Origin of the sequence: Methylobacter sp. S3L5C, from assembly GCF_022788635.1 — a bacterium.
Classification (GTDB): domain Bacteria; phylum Pseudomonadota; class Gammaproteobacteria; order Methylococcales; family Methylomonadaceae; genus Methylobacter_C.
Genome location: NZ_CP076024.1, coordinates 2,234,448 through 2,254,501 on the forward strand (window position 1 = coordinate 2,234,448; position 20,054 = coordinate 2,254,501).

At 42.7% G+C, this 20,054-nt stretch carries 15 protein-coding genes and 1 riboswitch; of the genes, 13 read left to right on the top strand and 2 right to left on the bottom strand.

Annotated features, from left to right (window positions below; genetic code table 11):
• Positions 1 to 41: 41 nt before the first annotated feature.
• Positions 42 to 4,406 carry a DUF4347 domain-containing protein gene (locus KKZ03_RS10035; RefSeq protein ID WP_243221348.1) on the bottom strand — a complete coding sequence of 1,455 codons (4,365 nt, stop codon included), beginning with the start codon at positions 4,404 to 4,406 and terminating at the stop codon, positions 42 to 44.
• Between the two features lie 825 nt (positions 4,407 to 5,231).
• Here KKZ03_RS10035 and KKZ03_RS10040 point away from each other — a divergent pair.
• The 12 genes from KKZ03_RS10040 to KKZ03_RS10095 all read left to right on the top strand — a co-directional run bounded on the left by KKZ03_RS10040 (position 5,232) and on the right by KKZ03_RS10095 (position 17,307).
• Positions 5,232 to 5,756, top strand: coding sequence for a type II secretion system protein N (locus KKZ03_RS10040; protein WP_243221349.1), 525 nt, complete (start codon positions 5,232 to 5,234; stop codon positions 5,754 to 5,756).
• 11 nt (positions 5,757 to 5,767) lie between these two features.
• On the top strand, positions 5,768 to 7,651 hold the full coding sequence (gspD, locus tag KKZ03_RS10045) for a type II secretion system secretin GspD (RefSeq protein ID WP_243221350.1): 1,884 nt from the start codon (positions 5,768 to 5,770) through the stop codon (positions 7,649 to 7,651).
• A gap of 85 nt (positions 7,652 to 7,736) precedes the next feature.
• Positions 7,737 to 9,257: a type II secretion system ATPase GspE gene (gene gspE, locus KKZ03_RS10050; RefSeq protein WP_305852377.1), complete on the top strand. Its 1,521-nt coding sequence runs from the start codon at positions 7,737 to 7,739 to the stop codon at positions 9,255 to 9,257.
• 6 nt (positions 9,258 to 9,263) lie between these two features.
• A complete protein-coding gene (gspF, locus tag KKZ03_RS10055; protein ID WP_243221351.1) occupies positions 9,264 to 10,475 on the top strand; it encodes a type II secretion system inner membrane protein GspF in 1,212 nt (403 codons plus the stop codon).
• A gap of 371 nt (positions 10,476 to 10,846) precedes the next feature.
• A complete protein-coding gene (gene gspG, locus KKZ03_RS10060) occupies positions 10,847 to 11,278 on the top strand; it encodes a type II secretion system major pseudopilin GspG (protein WP_243221352.1) in 432 nt (143 codons plus the stop codon).
• A 290-nt stretch (positions 11,279 to 11,568) separates the two neighbouring features.
• Entirely contained in the window at positions 11,569 to 12,081 is a 513-nt protein-coding gene (gene gspH, locus KKZ03_RS10065) for a type II secretion system minor pseudopilin GspH (protein WP_243221353.1), read from the top strand.
• A complete protein-coding gene (gene gspI, locus KKZ03_RS10070) occupies positions 12,078 to 12,452 on the top strand; it encodes a type II secretion system minor pseudopilin GspI (protein WP_243221354.1) in 375 nt (124 codons plus the stop codon). The genes gspH and gspI overlap by 4 nt, the downstream gene beginning before the upstream one ends.
• A 54-nt stretch (positions 12,453 to 12,506) precedes the next feature.
• Positions 12,507 to 13,115, top strand: coding sequence for a type II secretion system minor pseudopilin GspJ (gene gspJ / locus KKZ03_RS10075; RefSeq protein WP_243221355.1), 609 nt, complete (start codon positions 12,507 to 12,509; stop codon positions 13,113 to 13,115).
• 17 nt (positions 13,116 to 13,132) lie between these two features.
• Positions 13,133 to 14,059, top strand: coding sequence for a type II secretion system minor pseudopilin GspK (gene gspK, locus KKZ03_RS10080; RefSeq protein WP_243221356.1), 927 nt, complete (start codon positions 13,133 to 13,135; stop codon positions 14,057 to 14,059).
• Positions 14,052 to 15,254: a type II secretion system protein GspL gene (gene gspL / locus KKZ03_RS10085; RefSeq protein WP_243221357.1), complete on the top strand. Its 1,203-nt coding sequence runs from the start codon at positions 14,052 to 14,054 to the stop codon at positions 15,252 to 15,254. Before gspK ends, gspL begins: the two co-directional genes overlap by 8 nt.
• Positions 15,235 to 15,744 (top strand): type II secretion system protein GspM, encoded by a 510-nt coding sequence (gspM, locus tag KKZ03_RS10090; protein WP_243221358.1) that lies wholly within the window; start codon positions 15,235 to 15,237, stop codon positions 15,742 to 15,744. Before gspL ends, gspM begins: the two co-directional genes overlap by 20 nt.
• A gap of 267 nt (positions 15,745 to 16,011) precedes the next feature.
• The gene (locus KKZ03_RS10095) at positions 16,012 to 17,307 is read left to right on the top strand and encodes a hypothetical protein (protein WP_243221359.1); all 1,296 of its coding nucleotides are present in this window, start codon (positions 16,012 to 16,014) and stop codon (positions 17,305 to 17,307) included.
• A gap of 780 nt (positions 17,308 to 18,087) precedes the next feature.
• Here KKZ03_RS10095 and KKZ03_RS10100 read toward each other — a convergent pair.
• A complete protein-coding gene (locus tag KKZ03_RS10100; RefSeq protein ID WP_243221360.1) occupies positions 18,088 to 18,609 on the bottom strand; it encodes a hypothetical protein in 522 nt (173 codons plus the stop codon).
• Positions 18,610 to 19,120: 511 nt separating this feature from the next.
• Positions 19,121 to 19,211, top strand: a riboswitch (cyclic di-GMP riboswitch).
• 40 nt (positions 19,212 to 19,251) lie between these two features.
• Between KKZ03_RS10100 and KKZ03_RS10105 the strand changes: the two genes are divergently transcribed.
• On the top strand, positions 19,252 to 20,004 hold the full coding sequence (locus tag KKZ03_RS10105) for a VPLPA-CTERM sorting domain-containing protein (protein WP_243221361.1): 753 nt from the start codon (positions 19,252 to 19,254) through the stop codon (positions 20,002 to 20,004).
• Positions 20,005 to 20,054: the final 50 nt, after the last annotated feature.

A 20,054-nucleotide genomic window follows, 5' to 3' on the forward strand; every position in this document is an offset into this window, starting at 1 on the left:
TTACAAACCCGGACCGGCATAGTGGCTGTAAAATTGATCAGTTAACTGATTAACAAGTAATCATGAACACCCAGGTTATCAATGGTTTGTCCAACAATAAAATGCGTATTGGTGCCGTTGATAATTTGAGTATTCAAATCTGCTAAAGAAGAAGCGCCAAATTCTGCCAAGGTATGTCCGGTCAGTGTCAAAGAATTTAACGCGGAATTAGTTGCACCACTGGCAGAGCCTTCCGGTAGCAGATTCTGGACATGCAAAGTCAAACCGGTATAACCGGTTGCGCCACCGGTGTTAAAGTCGGTAAAACCGGCATTAATGGTGCTGACGCCTTTAACCCAACCCCAAATCGTGGCTTTATCCTGACCTTTGTCAAAATCAGTCAGCGTTGACCATGTCACCCCCGCAGCCCTTCCATCCATGAAGAAAGTATTAAGACCATCTCCACCACTTAAAAAGCTGGAGCCGGTTGTTCCATCAATAACATCATTACCGCCACCACCATTGGCTGCCTTATTACCTGTGCCAGCCATATTAATATAATCGTTGCTAGTACTGCCGATAACGATAGCATCAGGTGACTTGTCATATATCTGATAGTCTAAATCCAAATTTTGTCCGGGATTTTGTACATAAGCCTCAGCCTTAATATAGGTATTGACGCCATTGCTAAATGATTTGAACAAGCCTGCCTCCGGAGTAGCGTTCACTGGCGTAATATCCAGCGTTGCTATCGCTGCTACCGTACCTGCAGTCGGACTGACACTATCGGTGATGGTGTAGCTAAAGCTTACTGACGTGGTATCGTTTAATACCGGCGTGTAACTCCAGGTGCCATCAACATTATCGACCAAAGTACCGTTGCCTGACGTAATACTCAGGCTGGTAGCGGTACGCACATCACCATCCAAATCTACTGCATTTATTATCAACTCGGCTTGCGTAATTATGCGGAGTTGGCTATTCTCGAAAATTTGTAACAAGGTGACATCTGAAGTCGTCGGTGCATGATTAACACCGACCTGAGTGGTTGCACTACTGATTACAAATTCAGGGGTACCTTGAAGGTCAGTATAACTGGCTCTTACGGTAATGGCTTTATCCACTTGGTCTTGTGTTAAGGTAAAGGTTGAAGCTGTTGCACCTCCAATTTCTGTACCATTTGCGGACCATTGGTAGCTGATATTGCCCAAACCATCGGCATCCGCCAAGGTAATGATGGCCGCTGTCAATATTTGATCTTTCCTGGCCGTACCGGAGATAGTGACTGCGCCGGTAGGCAAGTCATTAACATTGACTACGGCCGTGGTAGCAGAGCTCAATTTTGTTTCAGGATTGCTCAGTCCATCGGTGTAGCTGGCCTGAACGGTAATGGCTTTGTTCACTTGTTCTTGAGTTAAGGTAAATGTTTCGCCTGTTGCACCTTCAATAGCTATGCCATCGGCCAACCATTGATAAGTAATCGGGGTAGTACCCATGCCATCCAAATCCACCAAGGTATTGGCGGCTGTCAATATTTGGTTTTGCTCAATCAATCCGGAGATAGTGACTGCGCCGGTAGGCAAGTCATTAACATTGACTACGGCCGTGGTAGCAGAGCTCAATTTTGTTTCAGGATTGCTCAGTCCATCGGTGTAGCTGGCCTGAACGGTAATGGCTTTGTTCACTTGTTCTTGAGTTAAGGTAAATGTTTCGCCTGTTGCGTTGGTAATGAGTACGCCATCGGCAAACCATTGGTAAGCTATCGGGACAGTGCCCATGCCATCCAAATCCCCCAAGGTATTGGCGGCTGTCAATATTTGGTTTTGTTCAGCCGTACCGGTGATGGTGACTGTGCCGGTAGGCAAGTCATTAACATCGGTTATGGCAGTGGTGGCAGAGCTCAATACCTGTTCAAGTTTATTCAGTCCATCGGTATAGCTGGCCTGAACGGTAATGACTTTGTTCACTTGCTCTTGAGTTAAGGTGAACGTTCCGGCTGTTGCGTTGGTAATTAGTACGCCATCGGCAAACCATTGGTAGGTAATCGGGACAGTACCCATACCATCCAAATCCCCCAAGGTATTGGCGGCTGTTAATAATTGGTTTTGCTCAAGCAAGCCGGAGATAGTGACGATACCAGTAGGTGCATCGTTAACATCGACTACAGCAGTGGTGGCAGAACTCAATACCTGTTCAAGTTTATTCAGTCCATCGGTATAGCTGGCCTGAACGGTAATGACTTTGTTCACTTGCTCTTGAGTTAAGGTGAACGTTCCGGCTGTTGCGTTGGTAATTAGTACGCCATCGGCAAACCATTGGTAGGTAATCGGGACAGTACCCATGCCATCTGAATCCCCCAAGGTATTGGCGGCTGTCAATAGTTGGTTTTGCTCAACTAAGCCAGAGATAGTGACGGTACCGGTATGTGGATTATTGAACTGTCCTACGCTGGCAGTGGCAGAGCTCAATACCTGTTCAAGTTTATTCAGTCCGTCGGTATAGCTGGCCTGAACGGTAATGGCTTTGTTTACTTGCTCTTGAGTTAAGGTAAACGTTTCGCCTGTTGCGTTGGTAATGAGTACGCCATCGGCAAACCATTGGTAAGTAATCGGGACAGTGCCCATGCCATCCAAATCCACCAAGGTATTGGCGGCTGTCAATATTTGGTTTTGTTCAGCCGTACCGGTGATGGTGACTGTGCCGGTAGGCAAGTCATTAACATCGGTTATGGCAGTGGTAGCAGAGCTCAATACCTGTTCAAGTTTGTTCAGTCCGTCGGTATAGCTGGCCTGAACGGTAATGGCTTTGCCCACTTGCTCTTGAGTTAACGTCCACGTAGCAGCTGTTGCACCTTGAATAGCTATGCCATCGGCCAACCATTGGTAAGTAATCGGGACAGTACCCATGCCATCCAAATCCACCAAGGTATTAGCGGCTGTTAATATTTGGTTTTGCTCAAACAAGCCAGAGATAGTGACAGTGCCGGTAGGTGCATCATTAACATCGACTACAGCAGTGGTGGCAGAGCTCAATACTTTTTCAAGATTGCTTTGTCCGTCGGTATAGCTGGCCTGAACGGTAATGACTTTACCCACTTCCGCTTGAGTTAATGCCAATATAGAGTTTGTTGCGTTGGTAATGGCATTTTCACCGGCAAACCATTGGTAGCTGATAGTGCCCAAATTATCGGCATCCGCCAAGGTACTGATGTCCGCTGTCAGTAGTTGATTTTGCTCAGCTGTACCGATGATAGTCACTGTGCCGGTAGGTGCGTTATTCGCTGTCACTGCTTTAGCATAGGTCAAAGTGTTACCGGACAATGTCCATGAGCCGGCATACTGCTCTACGTGTGACTCTAGCGCATCTCCTGCTGCATTAGGGACATTAGTGGCATGAAAAAAAGCTAAAGCAGAGCCGTAAGCACCGGCAATCTGAGCACCAGTTTGAAGGCCAAATGCATTATCAAAGTTATTAAATTGTCCGGTATTTACTATATCGCCATCATTAACAACTTTAGAGATATCGATACCGTTACCGTTAATTTGACCCGCTTGGATCTGAATATTACTAATTAATGCATCAATAGTATCAGTTAGTACTAAGCCACCTGCTGCACTTGAGGTAATCAAAACATCAGTATAAACATTGCTGCCCACTATCAGCGCATAACTAGTAGTCGCAGCATTAAAGCCTGCAGCACCTAAAAAACCAGATGTCCAATTGGCATCTGAAGACAGGTCGAAAGTATAGGTATAAGCAGCATTGCTGGCAGCTGTTATGAAAGCATCGATAGTCAAACCAGTATCGAATGAATAAGTGTTTCCACTGGTAGAGTCATAAACTGACATAAACAGTTCTGAAATACCATCTAGGGTTGATATGTTAAGAATGTCTTTATAGCTGTTCAAAGTTGCCGTATTTAAAGCCAACGCTGATTCAATGGTTCCCGTGGACGTTTCTAATTGCCAATCCCCCCCTAAAGCCGCTGAGCCGGTCAAATCATTTGAAGCGGCGACATCAGCATTGGTTAACACGGCCAACTGGTTGATAAAATCCACGCCATTTTGATCAGCGGCAACATCACAACCGTACAGTAAAATATCACCGGTGGCGCTCAGACTGCTACCCATGTTGCCTAGTTGTTCGCTGTATAAGCTTAGATTGTCTTGCGAGATAGTGCTTGAACCCAGCAATAAACTGCCGGCACTTCCGTGGGACATGATTTGAATGCTTTGTAACGGTACAAAATCTGCTGTACTTGCGGCGAAAGCGGTCAGGTAATCGCTGATTTGTGTCAGACCATCAGAGCCTGAATCCAGAATTAATACAGCAGTGCCTGCAGTGGCAGCACTGGCTAGACTTTGCCAATCACTAACCTGGCTGTCGATGACTAAAAGGTTGGTGATGGGTGTGGTTACTATATTCATGGTTGAGTGCTCTTGATTTTTGTGGAATGGAAAAGTTAATTTTTAGAGAAGTTAATAGTAGGAATACTTCAACTTATATAAAAAGTATTTGACAGTGTTAGAACATTTCATTGAAGAGTTGTTTGTTACTGTTTGTGGCATGCTTGTCAATCAGATAGTGAAAAGTTTTGAGCAAGATAAATCTTTACGTTACAAAACACCTGAAAATAAAAAATATTTTCAATAAGAATACTTTGTAAATATTACAATTATGTTAAATAGCAGAAGTTGCACGGTTTTTGGGTCGTAACGTACTATAGAAAAAGAAATTAAAGTGGGACTTGCTGTAAATTACCTAAACCCTGCGTTAAATCTCTATTCAGCATAGGTAGCGTGATTGGCTTTGTTTGAAAATTGGGAAACTTCAGTTAAATAGTTTGAGTGAGTTATTTATTTCTTAATCTTGATAGAATTATTTAAAAATGTTCGTCAATTGGGTCAGGTTTCAAAGCCAATAGGGGCTTGGGTTGCGAGTAATGTTTTTGTTAGCGCAAGTTAGCCATAAAGAATAGCTTGTTTAAGAATTTAAGGGGGGGTGGATAAAATTTTCTGATAAAAATCAATCTGTAGGGCTGGATTTTACCGTACTTAAAAAGCAGTTAATCCTAAGTGCAGCAATCTTTAAAGGACTTGTTGATTTTATCTTTATGTCCTCGGCAAAACAGTGTAAGTATTAAGGTCAATTGGCTTTTGGTTGATTAAAATTTTTACGTCATAAAGCAGTCATATTAGCGTCATATAATAAAAAAATGACAAAAATTGATATGTACTTAAGTTATTACAGTCGTGTTTAAATACACAATCCTGCAAAATCAATATTTTCCAAAAGCTGCTCTAATTCTTGCGTTAGCCTATTTTCTTTATGTAGCTATTCCAATTATTCAGGATTTTGGCACTCCCAAAACACGGGTCATGATAACTACTGACTTGGAGATGTTGGATCAAGAAAAACCCGAAAATAAACCAAGGGATTTTCTACTTATCCATGATTGGCATTTATTTGGACAGCTGCCGTCTGATGCCATTCAAATAAGTGATCAAAACGGTGTACCTCAAGAAACACAATTGCAAATCAAATTGTTGGGTGTTTTTTTTCTGCCGGATCAAAAAAATTCCAGTTATGCAATTATTGAGGCCGATGACAAATCACAAAAAAAATACCGTCCGGGTGATGACTTGCCGGGAGGTATTACTTTGCAATCGATAGCGAAAGAGCAGGTGATACTGCTGCGTAATAATCAGCGTGAATCCCTTTCCATGGACAGGAACAAAACGGGCTTGCTGTTTACAGATAAACAACCTACCTTATAACTATAAATTTTATGTGCATGCGTTTGCTGGTCAGTCTGGTGTTGACTTTTTTTTGTGCTGTTTCGATGGCAGAAAAAGATGAGTTTTCACTTAATCTAAATAATGTTGATATTCACGCTCTGATTGAAACAGTGGCGGATGCCACCGGTAAAAATTTTATTGTCGATCCGCGCATAACCGGCAATATTTCAGTGGTTACCTCAACACCAATGAAAGCCTCACAAGTTTATGACGTGTTTTTGTCGATACTTAAAGTACATGGGTTTTCAGCAATACCTAACGGTAATATTGTCAAGATAATTCCCAATATCACGGCAAAACAGGATGGCGAAGAAAGTGAATTACGCGCACGTTCTTTAAACGGTGATGAGCAGTTAACCCGTATAGTCCAAGTACATCATGTTGATGCTACTATGGTGGTTACCACTTTATTACCGTTAATGCCGCAATATGCTTTTATGGCAGCAGTACCCGAAAGTAATACCATTATTCTTTCTGATACTGCGGCTAATGTGAATCGTCTGGCGTCGATGATTAAACAAATTGATACCAGCGATGCGCAAAAAATTGAAATTATCAGTTTGCGTAATGCCAATGCGACCGATTTAATCCAGCCTCTTAATACCCTGATTGCCAGTACTAACGCAGGAAAAACCAATCCGGGCGGGCCGCCTTTGGTTGCTGATGATCGCTCCAACTCTATTATAATTGGTGGTGCTCCTGATCTTCGTTTGCAATTAAGAGCCTTGATAGCCAATCTGGATACACCGATAGAAAAAGACGGTGACACCGATGTCATTTATTTACACTATGCCGTGGCTAAAGAATTAGTTGAAACGTTGACGGGTGTTGGCGAAAAAAAAGACGGCAATTCAAATCAACCTAAAACCCAGGCCACGACAGAAAAGACTTTTGATATTCGTGCTGATGATGCGACTAATTCATTGATTATCACCGCCCCTAACGAGAAAATGCGCTCACTTAAATCAGTCGTTAAACAACTCGATATTCGCCGTGCCCAAGTTCATATTGAAGCGATTATTGCTGAAGTTAACTATGAGAAAGACCAAAATGTTGGCGTTGAATGGCATACCAAGTTGGTAGAAAACGGCGTTGCTGTCAATTCATCTCCAATTAGTCTGGGTGATATGGCTTCGAGTGTTGGAAAAGGCTTAAGTGTAGGTTACTTGGTAGGTAGTGAATTACGGGCATTACTGACCGCATTTGCAAAAGATAATAATGTTAATGTGTTATCAACGCCCTCTATTGTTACTCTGGATAATGAAGAAGCCAGTATGCTTGTCGGACAAAATGTACCTATCTTGAGCGGTAGTTTTACGGCTGGGGCTGGCAGCGCTGCCAATGCCGTTAACACTTATACACGTCAAGATGTGGGTACCATGCTAAAAGTTACGCCCCAAATTAATGAGGGCAATGCCATCAAGCTTAAGGTTAAACAGGAAGTATCCAGTGTTGAGACAACCGATACTAAAGGTGGTGGTGGTGCAACTTTAAACAAACGTGAAATAGATACCTCTGTTTTGGTTGATGACGGCAAGATTTTGGTTTTAGGTGGATTAATCGGGGATGATGTTCAGGTGACGGTGAACAAAGTACCTTTCTTGGGCGATTTACCTTTCCTGGGGTTTTTGTTTCAAAGCAATAGTACAAAGGTTGTAAAGACGAATTTAATGGTCTTTTTACGTCCGGTGATTATGCGTGATCCTGAAAAGGCTTCTTTGTTTACTAACGACAGATATAACGCTTTACGTAATAACCAGGAACAATCCGGAAAACGGGGTTTAATGTTGATGCCCAACGAGCATGCGCCTATACTCCCCGAGTTGACACCTGACATACCTAATAATCCGGTTACATCGCAGACTATCAAATGATGGTGGCTTTCAAGTTAAAGTTAAATTATTTTATAGATACCATCCCTTTAAGGGATGGTATCTATTCCAGATTAAGTCGGTAATTATGATAAATACTGATCCGGTGTTAGTTTTGGATAGTGTGGAAGCAGGCGTTAAATTACCTTCTTACAGCTTTGCCAAAAGATATGGTATTTTGGTTAAAGAAAGTCCGGAATATAAGACAGAAATTTTGTATCTGCAAAAAACACCCAGTCAGGCACTGTTTGAGATTCGAAGATTGGTTGGCAAGTCGGTTAACTTTGAGCAAATTAACGAAGAAAGCTTTGAGCGTTTGCTGCAAGAAGTTTACGAGCATAAGTCCGGCCATGCCCAGCAAATGGTTGACGACATGCAAGACAATCTTGATTTGTCTTACATGGCGCAGCATTTACCAAAGCCCGAAGATTTGCTGGAGAGTGCTGACGAAGCACCGATTATTCGTTTGATTAACGCTTTGCTGACGGAAGCAATCAAGGAAAATGCCTCGGATATTCATATCGAATCCTACGAAAAACGCATGGTCGTGCGTTTTCGGGTGGATGGCACTTTACGAGAGATAATTGAGCCGCAACGCGAATTTGCACCGATGGTTATTTCCAGACTAAAAGTAATGGCCAAGTTGGATATCGCTGAAAAAAGACTGCCACAGGATGGGCGTATTTCCCTTAATATTGGCGGGCGAACGGTTGATGTGCGTGTGTCCACATTGCCTTCCGGTCATGGTGAACGAGTGGTGTTGCGGTTACTGGACAAACAGGCAAACCAGCTCAGTTTAAGGCAGATAGGTATGGTTGATCAGGAACTGGACAGTATTCAGGAGATGATTGTCAGGCCGCATGGCATTATTCTGGTTACCGGACCTACCGGTTCCGGTAAGACTACCAGTTTGTATGCGATTGTTAACCAGCTTAACGAACGTACCCGTAATATCCTCACGGTAGAAGATCCTATCGAATTTTATTTGGATGGTATTGGCCAAACCCAAGTCAACAATAAAGTTGAAATGACCTTTGCAAAAGGTTTGCGAGCCATATTAAGGCAAGATCCTGATATTGTCATGGTTGGAGAAATACGTGACAGAGAAACCGCAGAAATTGCCGTACAAGCCAGTTTAACCGGCCATTTGGTACTATCAACGTTACATACCAATTCTGCAGTCGGTGCCATTACCCGGTTGCGTGATATGGGCGTAGAACCCTTTTTACTCGCTTCAAGTCTGGTGGGCGTTATTGCACAGCGATTGGTGCGCAAGTTATGTCCGTTGTGTAAACAAGCGGTGACGGTGCCGATTCATGAGCTGGAAAAGTTGGGCTATGTTGCCAATGACCAAGATACTGTCAGCGTTTATCAGGCACAAGGCTGCATGCAATGCGGCCAACGAGGCTTTAAAGGGCGTGTCGGTATATTTGAAATTATTTCCATTAATGCCGCAATGCGTAGTTTGATTCATGAATGTGCGGGTGATCAAGCCCTGGAGCAACATGCACGCTTGTTTTCTCGCAGCATACAGCAGAGTGCGCTCGAAAAAGTTCTTAATGGCGATACCAGTCTGGATGAAGCCATCCGAATTACTCAAAAGGATTAAGCAGACATGGCAGCATTTGAATATAAGGCAATCAATGTTAAATGCCAGACCGTTAAGGGCACTATTGAAAGTGACACTGTTAAAACAGCCAGGCAGCAATTAAAAAATAACGAACTAACTTTGCTGGAAATAGAAGAAGTTCATAAAAAAGAACATAGTAGTAAAAGCCCGTTACTTGTCCAGCGTATTAACATGCGGCAATTAGCGCATATTACTCGTCAGTTGGCAGCGTTGTTGGGTTCAGGTCTGTCGATTGATGAGGCTTTGGGCATTACGGCTAAACAACTGGACTCAGCAAAAGCCAAACGAATTTTGCTGGGTGTCAGAAGCCGGATTATGGAAGGTCAAAGTTTGGCACAGGCTTGCGGAGCCTTTCCAGGTACTTTTCCGCCGCTATATCGAGCCACGGTGGAAGCCGGTGAATCATCAGGAAAGCTGGATCAGGTGTTACAACGATTAGCTGATTATATTGGCGATAAAGGTCAGTTACATAGTAAGTTGCAGATGGCAATGATTTATCCTGTCATGCTAACGTCGGTTTCCTTATTGGTTGTGATCGGCTTACTGGCTTATGTAGTGCCGGAAATAACCAGCGTATTTGATAAAATGGGCGGTGAATTGCCGACCATTACTAAAGTGCTTATTGCCTGTAGCGATTTTTTTAAAAATTATGGGCTGATGTTATTGGCGCTTGTCATTGGCTTGGCACTAGGTGCCAACGCCCTGTTGCAATTACCCGAACCACGCATGCGCTTTCATTATTTATTACTAAACATGCCGGTAGTTTCCCGCTTTGCCAAAGGCATGAATACTGCCCGATTTACCCGAACCTTGGCGATTTTGACTAATAGCGGTGTTGAATTATTACAGGCTTTAAAGATATCAAGTCAGGTATTGACCAATAATGCCATGCAGAAAGCTGTGGAAACGGCCGCCATCAAGGTTAGGGAAGGGCAAAGCTTAAACAAGGCAATGGAAGCAAGCGGCTTGTTTCCACCGGTGACTATTCATCTAGTCGCCAGTGGTGAGGCCAGCGGTCAACTACCGAAAATGTTGGCGAGTGCCGCTGATGATCAAGAGCGGGACATTCAGGCGCTAACCGAAATGACCTTGGGACTGTTTGAACCCATACTCATTTTGTTTATGGGTTTGGTGGTACTGGCCATTGTGTTGGCGATATTATTGCCGATTTTTGAAATGAACCAACTCGTTCGATAGTTTAAAAAATTATAGTGCTGTCATAATAATGTCACTTTTGTTTTCTACGCTTATTAATTTACGCTACCAACTTAAGTCGGGACAGATACCATCCCTTCAAGGGCATCTGTATCTACACAAGTCCTACAGCTCCTTCTCCAAAGGGAGAAGGTTGGGATGAGGGGAATGTAACTGCTTGATTTTACTCTCCTCACCCCAGCCCTCTCCAACAAGAGAGGGTGCTTGACGCTTCTGCAACTCATTGTTTTTATTATGAGGAAAAGTTGTGTAGATACCCATGCTTCAAGGGATGGTATCTGTAAATTCGTCCCGCTTTAATTTATCCTCGGCAACTGCCCGGGCTTACTTTTAATTTACTGGTTTACCTAACGATGTCTGATAAAAAATACCAAGGCTTTACCCTGATCGAAGTCATGATTGTTGTCGTTATTCTTGGCATTTTGGCGGCTATTATTGTCCCAAAAATCATGGGGCGACCTGATGAAGCCAGGGCAACGCGTGCGCTGCAAGATATTAGGGCTATTACCGCCGCGTTGGATTTATACCGGCTTGATAATTACAGCTACCCAACCACAGAACAAGGCCTGGAAGCACTGGTGACCAAACCGGCCGGTATGGCGCAAGGTACGCATTGGAAGCAAGGCGGCTATCTTGACCAAATGCCAATGGATGCCTGGGGTAAACCGTATTTTTATCTTAAACCCGGTGTTCATGGTGAGTTTGATCTGTATTCTTACGGTGCCGACGGCATAGAAGGCGGAGCCGAAGCGGGCGCAGATATAACCAACTGGACTCAGAAATAAATGGCCGGCATCCATTAGCCGCGTTGGGTTAGCGACAGCGAGACGTTAACTTAAGACATTTCACCACGAAAACACGAAGAACACGAAGATCTTGCTTTGGTTTTTCTTCGTGAACTTCGTGTCTTCGTGGTGAATTAATATCTTTAAGTTGATGTGTATGGGGTTAGCGACAGCCAGCCCTACAAAGATTATTAGCATTTTTTGTGATAAAAAAGTGTCAACTAATTTTTGGCTTTTATGAAGGATGCCGAATTTTTCTGTGCTTTTCGTGGACAAACTGATTTTTTTACATGAACAAAGCTAAAGGCTTTACCCTGATTGAATTACTTATTGTTCTGGTTTTAATAGGCTTGATAACGGGTATGGCCATGTTGTCAATGGGTACCGCTGATCCGCGTGATCAGCAAAAGCTTGAAGCGGAAAGGCTGGTTAAACTTCTGGAACTGGCTACGCAGGAAGCGGTTACCCGTGGCGATAATATAGGTTTTGAATTATTCAGGCAGGGTTATCGCTTTACCGTAGTAAAAAAAAATAAATGGCAGCCAGAAACAACGGATGGGGTATTCAAGTCACGTATTTTGCTGCCGCAGATGTTGCTGGAACTGGCTATGGATGAACACGATGTCGTCTTAACGCGTCAGTCCGTTGAATCTGTCGATCCAAAACCACAGATTATTTTGACCCCTGATGGCGATATGGAATTGTTTAAAATCAGAATAACGATCAAGGATGGCGATAGTATTTTTTGGGTGAGTAATACCCCAGAAGACGGATTGGTGATTAGCACCGAAAACAAACCATGAACAAGGTTGCTTTTAGTCATCGTGAAAATGGTTTTACCTTGCTGGAAGTATTGATAGCATTGGCATTACTGGCTATTTTAATGGTGAGTGCCATTAAAATTACCGCAGATAATATTAATAACTTGTGGTATTTGGAAAACAAAACGATTGCGGCGATTATTGCAAGTAATCATGCTGTGCAATTACGCCTTGATAAAGAAAAACCGGAAACACAAGATGGCTGGGATGAAATGGCCGGGCGACGTTGGTATTGGCAAATCAAACGAAATAAAGCCGTTATTTCAGGGGTGTGGCGTTACCGTATTGAGGTTTTTTTGGAAGGTGACAAAACGGCTCTTTTTGGTTTAATCAGCGATGTCAGTAAAAATTGATGAGAATTCTAGCTTTTAAGGTAGCGAGGCACGCCCTACAAGGAATGTTCAGTAGTGATAGAGAAAAATCAGTCAGTGCAATATAGAAAAAATCAACAACAAGGCTTTACCTTGCTGGAAATATTGATAGCGCTGGCCATCTTTGCGGTGATGTCGATGATGGCTTATGCCGGTTTGGCAGCCGTACTTATGGCGCGTGCCGCTACAGAACCCAGGTCTCAACAGATGGCGCAATTGCAAACCACTTTGTATTTGCTTAATGAAGATTTAAGTCAGGCAATCAACCGGCCTATCAGGGATGAATTTGGTAGTCCAGAACCCGCTTTTAGTGGCGGTCGTGGAAACGAGATTTTAGCGTTTACCCGCAGTGTGCCGGTAGGTTCTGGTAATGGCGCAGTCAATAGCTTGCATAGAGTCAGTTACCGTTTTGAAAAGGGTGCCTTGTATCGACAGGTTTGGAGCTTGCCGGACAGAACACAGCAAACACAATACCGACGTAGAAAACTGATGACAGTCGAGCAAGTTACTATAAATTTTTACAGTGAAGAATCACAAACCTGGTTGCCGTTTAATGGCAGTGGCGGAAGTCCTGATGCGCTTGAAGTCAGTTTTAAGCTGGCCGGTTTGGGTAGTATTCAGCGTTTGTTTTTATTGCATCAATGACACTGCAAAAACTCAGGATGCCAAACACGCAGCGGGGCATTGCCCTGATTACGGTCATGCTGGTACTGGCGGTTGTTACGGTTTCGTTGGTATCAATGTCCAGTGACCGGCAGATGGATATACGCAGAACCGAAAATCAGTTGCGCTCAAGCCAAGCGTGGGAGTATGTGCATGGGCTTGAAGCTTGGGCAGGAAATCAGCTTAACATTGATTTTTCCACCAATCAATACGACGCGCTTACTGATCATTGGAGTAAACCGCTGTTTTCAACGATTCCAGAAGGGAACATTAAAGCCGATATCATTGAGTTGCAAGGCAGGATTAATATCAATAATTTACTGGTCGATGATAAACCCAGTGATGATGACGTTCAACGCTTAAAGCGCTTGTTAACCAATCTTGATATAAAGCCCGAGTTGGTTGACGCCATGCTGGATTGGATGGATCCTGACATGGAAATGCGTTATCCAAACGGTGCTGAAGACGAAATTTATACCAAGCTCGTGCCGGCCTACCGTAGTGCTAATAGCCCGTTTGCAGAGGTGAGCGAATTGTTGCGGGTACAAGGTATCACTCAAACAGATTACGAAAAATTATTGCCCTATATTTATGTGGCCGAGGGCTATCAACCCGTTAATGTTAATACGGCCAGTGCTGTGGTTTTGCGTTGCATGACCAAGGACATAAAAAAAGATGAAGCCGAATCCATCTTTAGAGCCAGTGGTAAACCTTTTAAAAAAGTGGAAGAGTTTTTAAAAGACGAAGCGATGGCTGGTATTAGTGTCAACAAAACCAGTTTGAGCGTGGTCAGTAACCATTTTTTATTATCAGGACAAATCGACATGGGGAAAAATGCATTAACGTTCCAGTCACAAATACAACGCAATGCCGATGGCAAGGTTAAAATAAGCAAGCGGATGCGCAGGAGTTTACTGGATGGCTGAGAAAATTATAGCCAGACTGATTAATCAACAAGATGCGGATGTTCAATGGCTGATTGTAAATGATGTTACGTCGTCTGCAGTACAACAGGGAACGTTGCAGGATTTGGCGGTCAGTGCCGGCAATACAGCGATTACCTTATTATTGCCGGCAGCAGAGATCTTGTTGCTGGCAGTCGATTTACCGGTTAAAAGTAACAGTCAAATTAAAAAAGCACTGCCTTTTGCGCTTGAAGATTTGCTTGCCGATGACGTAGACACTTATCATCTGGTCTGGCATCGGCCGTCCAAAGACACCGTTTATGTCGCGGCAATCAATCAGGTCAAGCTGCAAAATTGTCTGTCGAGTTTTAAGGAAGCCGGCATAAATATCAACAGCGTTTATCCGGAAACCTTGTGCCTGCCTTATCAGGCTGAGAGTTGTTCACTTGTTATTGATCGGCACAATGCCATTTTACGGAATGGGCAATGGCTGGGTGGCGGTATTGATGTTGAGGTATTACCGACGATGCTGGATAAGTTGCTAACAGAAAATCCGGAGTTGTATGGGTTACAAGTCTGGGAGGTTAATGAGCCTGCACAGTGGTTTTTAGACGTACCCATCACCAAGGATCATCATAAACTGGAGGCAGTTTTACCATTTTTACAGGCCGGTGCAGTAAAGTTGGGTGGTGAATTTAATTTGTTAACGGGTGTTTTTGGCCGTAAAAACACAATGGACTGGCACTGGCAAGAGTGGTTGCCTGCGTTAGGAGTTATTCTGCTTGCTGTACTGCTACAAATCGGCACCTTGATAACCGGTTATTGGCACCAAAATACAGAACTGGCAGCACTGGAAACAAAGACATTAGAACTGTTTAAGCAAACTTTTCCCGAGATAAAACGGATTGTTAATATCAACGTGCAGGCAGATCAGCAGGTCACTGAACTAAAAAAACACAGCGTAGGGCAGGGCAGTCAATTTATGCAGCTGTTATATCAGACCGGTGAAATGCTTGGCACAAACCCGGATTTTAAGTTACAGCAACTGGATTTTATAAACAACCTAATGCAATTGCAGCTTATCGCCACAGATATTAGTCAAATTGAACAACTTAAGCAGCAGCTTGAAAGCAAAAATGCCTTATCAGTAAAAGTTCAGTCCGCAGAAGCTGGCCCAAATGGCGTGGAGGCACACCTTGAAATTAAACAAAAATGAGTTTCTGCAGCGCCTGGAAGCCCTGTCGCCAAGAGAGCGCTTGTTGTCCGTCGGCGTTGTTGTTTTTATCGTGTTTTATGCTTTATATCAATTAGTTATTGCGCCGATAGCCGCAGAAAAAATCCTGCTTGAACAAAAAATTAATGCCCAGCAGCGGATTTATCACGCTATAAAAAAGACCAGCCTGGAAGTTACAACGTTACGTAAAAATCAACAGGACACGGGGGTTGATAGTATAGAGGGGCAATCGATAATGACCGTTATTGATACTAGCAGTAATGAGTTGGACATAAAGTCCGCCATCAAACGCATGATTCCTGAAGGCGCCGACAAAGTGACCTTGTGGCTTGAAAATATTGCCTTCGATAAACTAACCCTTTGGCTGGCGGTGCTGGAAACAAAGCATGCCATCACGGTTGATCAAATTAGCATTAATCGGGAACAAACCAACAAAGGCACAGTAACCGCCAAATTGTTGCTGAGTCACTAAGGCGGCAGCAATTCAGAGCGTTCTAGTAGAACTTATAAATCAATCAGTTGCTGAGTGTTAAAATTTAATTTTTCTTGCTGTTTTAATGAATAATGAGTGATTTTCCATTAATTTCACCATTAAAATCATACTTTCAATGAAAAAACGTTCAAACCAAACCAGATCTACGTCCAACGTCGAATAAAAAAAGCTAAGCAACGTGCTGCGGCAGCCAGGCAAGAGACCATCACTAGCCAGCAGCAGAAGAAAAAGCAACTTGTGCATGAAATGTACTCCACCATTTGCCAACACTTTCCCGAGCTGTTTGAGTGGATGCGAGCGGTGGATGATTGTCGTAAGAAAACTTCAACTTATGAGTTGGCCGCTCACCTGACTGCATGCTTGGCGATGTTCCTGTTTAAATCGGGTTCTCGTAATCAATACAACCAGTGCCGTGAGAATCTACAATTCAAGCAGAATTACCGGCGTCTATTCGGTTTTTTCATGCCCCATGGTGATTCCGTGCAGAAGGTCATGGACTTGTTAGATATTTTTCAAATTGAACAATTGAAGCACCAGATGATTCAGGTTTTGATTCAACGCAAAACCTTCCATAACAGTCGTTACCGTGGGCATTGGTTTCGAATTGCGGTTGATGCAAGTGGGATGGGTAGTTATGACCATCAACGTGATGAGCAATGCCTGCAGCGTACGTCAAAAAATGGTAAAACCACTTACTTTCATTCAGTCTTGGAAGCAAGGCTGATTACCCCGAACGGATTCAGCATATCCATCGCCACTGAGTGGCTTGAAAATCCCGAGGATGGTGAGTATGACAAACAAGATTGTGAGCGTAAGGGCTTCATCCGTCTGGCAACCACACTAAAGAAAGTTTATCCACGCCTGCCCATACTGATACTCGCGGATGGCTTATATCCCTATGAAGGTTTTTTCGCTATTTGCAAAGCCAATCAATGGCATTACTGCGTGACCTTTAAGGACGGCAACCTAACCTCCGTTTGGGAGGAAGTTATGGAATTACAGGCACTGCAAAGCAAGAATACCCGCCAGGACCTGTGCTATCTGCCCGCTGGCAAAACCGTAGAGCAGGTATTTCAGTGGGTGACGGCGGTAGATTATAAAGGGCATACGTTAAATTGGCTGGCGTGCAAAGAGACCATCAGATCGACAAAAACAGAAGTACTCGAAGAGGCGCTAAAAACTACGCGTTTTGTCCACATCACTGATTTACCCATCAATGCTAGCAATATTGCTGACACCAGTCGGACTGGACGCTTGCGCTGGAAAATCGAGAATGAAGGCTTCAATACCCTTAAAAACGGTGGCTATGGCATGGAACATCAATACGCCAGGAAAAGTTATTGTGCCCTTAAAAATTACTTCCAATTCATGCAAATGGCACACCTCATTCATCAATTGATGACGTTGAATACTCGCTTTCGAGAAGACTTCATGAAGGCTAAAAACCATCCCACCCTGAAAAGCCTTTGGGTTCAGCTTGTTTCCGCCATGCAATGCTTTGAAATTAATGAACAGGAACTACAAGGTATTAGCGGGGCTTAACTTAATGGCAGTGAAGGTGGGCCAACATAAAGTAGTGCATTTTTGCATTCATACTTATTAAGATAACCAGTAGTAAATAAGCTTCACGAATTTACAAATTAATTGTGTAACTAAACAGTGCGTAAGGCGTGCCATATCCACCTTTTTGTATGATTGGTAAAATAAATACTGTAAACAAGCATAAAAATTCGTAAAAAATTGAAACTTTGAGTTTTATAGCTTTTGTCTATGGCAACAAACCTTGGTTTTTTATGCTGATTACTTGAGAAATTAGCAAAACACCGCAAGCAATTGTGCTAATTTTTCGAGAAATTAACAAAACACTTCAAGCGATTTTTCTAATGAAATAAGGATTTATAAAAGTACTTCAAGCAATTAGGCTGATTTTTTAAGCGGTAAAAAAGAAACATCAAGTAAATAGACGGGTTGCTTTAATTATAAAAATATAATAATGCGTCTTTAACCATAGGTATATACACAAGTCTTACTGCTCCTTCTTCAAAGGGAGAAGGTTGAGATGAGGGGTATGTAACTGCTTGATTTTATTCTCCTCGGCAATTGCTCCTGCATTGTGCTGCATCCGTGCAGTCGTCATCCCAGCCCTCTCCAACAAGAGAGGGAGCTTGGCGCTTCTACAACTCATTGTTTTTATTATGAGGAGAAGTTGTGTAGATGCCTATGGTCTTTAACAAGGGGGAGGCTATATTTACAAGCCTGACCTCCATTGCGAATGAAACAAGCAGGGTACATGTTTCGTGCTTTTTGTGGACTAAAAACTTTTTATTTAGTAACCAACACTAACTCTACTTCAGCTTCGGCAGTATCAAGATCTTCCTTGATAAATTCAGGCAGGCTATATTTCGCTATAAAATAACTTTTAAGCCAGGTATTAATATCCAGTTGTTTAAAAGCCAGTGCGGCATCTATTTGCAATAAACGTTGGCGTACCAAATGTTGTGGAAGCAGAATTAATTCTATGTCAGCCATGGCCACAAATTTATCGGGATTGGCATTGCCATTGTTGATAATCTTAAAAAGTTGTTGTTTTTTTAAGCCCAAATTCTGGTTTAATTCTTCCCTAAACTCAATAAATAAAGGCAGTAAGTCACTGCCAGTGCAATCCATGTCGTGTAATTGGTACATGCGGTTTAAAAGATTACTAACGGCAAAGCGATAAAGTTCTGCTTCTCTTACAAATAGACGAGACGCCATGGTTTGGATAGCATTCCTATCATGATTGTTTAAACGCATTGAAACGATTTGTTTTTTATCGCCTTCAGTAATTCCTGGTGATGATGACATATTTCAACTGCTGGTATTAGTAAAGTTCAGAAATTACATTAAAGTCTGATTATTATTAAATATAGTTGATTATTGTGACAGCTTTATAACAAAGCATACATTTAATCAATAAGTCATCCTTTTACCATACTAATTGTGTTGACATGGACAGCTTTTTACCAAACCCAACTAGGCAACTGCAAAGCAAAGGACTTGTTTTATCACTGCCCGAGTAAGTGTATTGCAAGATTAATATATAGAGTAATGAAGTTGTCATACAAGTGTATTACATTGTCAGCAACTGTCACTGTTTTGTAATCCAAAAGATTGAACCGATATGGGATACTAGCTCCACGTTGAAAGCATCTGGAGCAGATGCCGGTTAAGCAAGGGAAGGCACTGACCATACTGACAGAAGCAGCAACAGCGCTTTATTCTTGATTCAGTATTCAGCAGTAAAGAAATAGATTTATGGTAGCGGGAGCTTAACTGCTTGGCAATAAAGCAGTGAATAATATATTGGTAACAAAGAAAGTGTAAAAGCTAAACCCGTTGCGAAGCGGGGACGGAAAGCTACAGGTCTTGAAAGATTACAAATGTTTTAAGATGGCTGGGCCGCCACATTATGCGAATTTTAATTTTAAACATAATTGGTATTAACAAATGAAAAAATTTAACAAAACTTTACTCGTTGCGGCGTTAATGATAGCTGCTGGTTCTGCTAATGCGAATATCTCTGTTCATAATGGCGATTCAGAACTGTTTATGTCGGTTTATGATTCTAGCAGCAAAAACACGTACTCTTTGAATACGGGTTTGACTATCGATGCTTTTATAGCAGCGGCTAGCAACTCTACTTATGCCTATACTCACGATCTGTCTTTAGATGCCGTATGGACATCTGGTTTTAAAGGTGCTGCAGGCTTTAATGCTGCGACTACTAGTTATGCGCTGATAGTGGGCAGCAATGTTAATCCTGATGTTTTGCTTACCTCAAGTGCAGTCGGTGGTTTGGTGCTAACTGATACTATTGACGCATTAGTTAGTAATTTTCAAATCCAAGCGGGTGAAGTTAACGCTTCCGGTTTTGATATCTCTAAAGTTGTTAATGATGGCAGTATAGCAAATACCGGACAATTTAAAGACTTTGATAATGCATTTGGCCTTCAAACTGGTGCTAAGGCTGCCGGTGCTTACGGCTCTGCGTTAGCTTTTTTTCATGCCACTAATGTTCCTAATGCAGCAGGAGACGAGCTAGAGTCACACGTAGAGCAGTTTGCCGGATCATGGACATTGGCGGGTAATACATTGTCTTTTTCTGCTCCTGCTCCAATATCCGCTGTGCCATTGCCTGCTGCAGTATGGTTTTTTGGCGCTGGTTTGATGGGTATGTTGCGTTTAAATCGTCGTAAATAAATGGTTGTATAAATCCTGTGACGGCTGCATTGTTTTAATGCAGTCGTTTC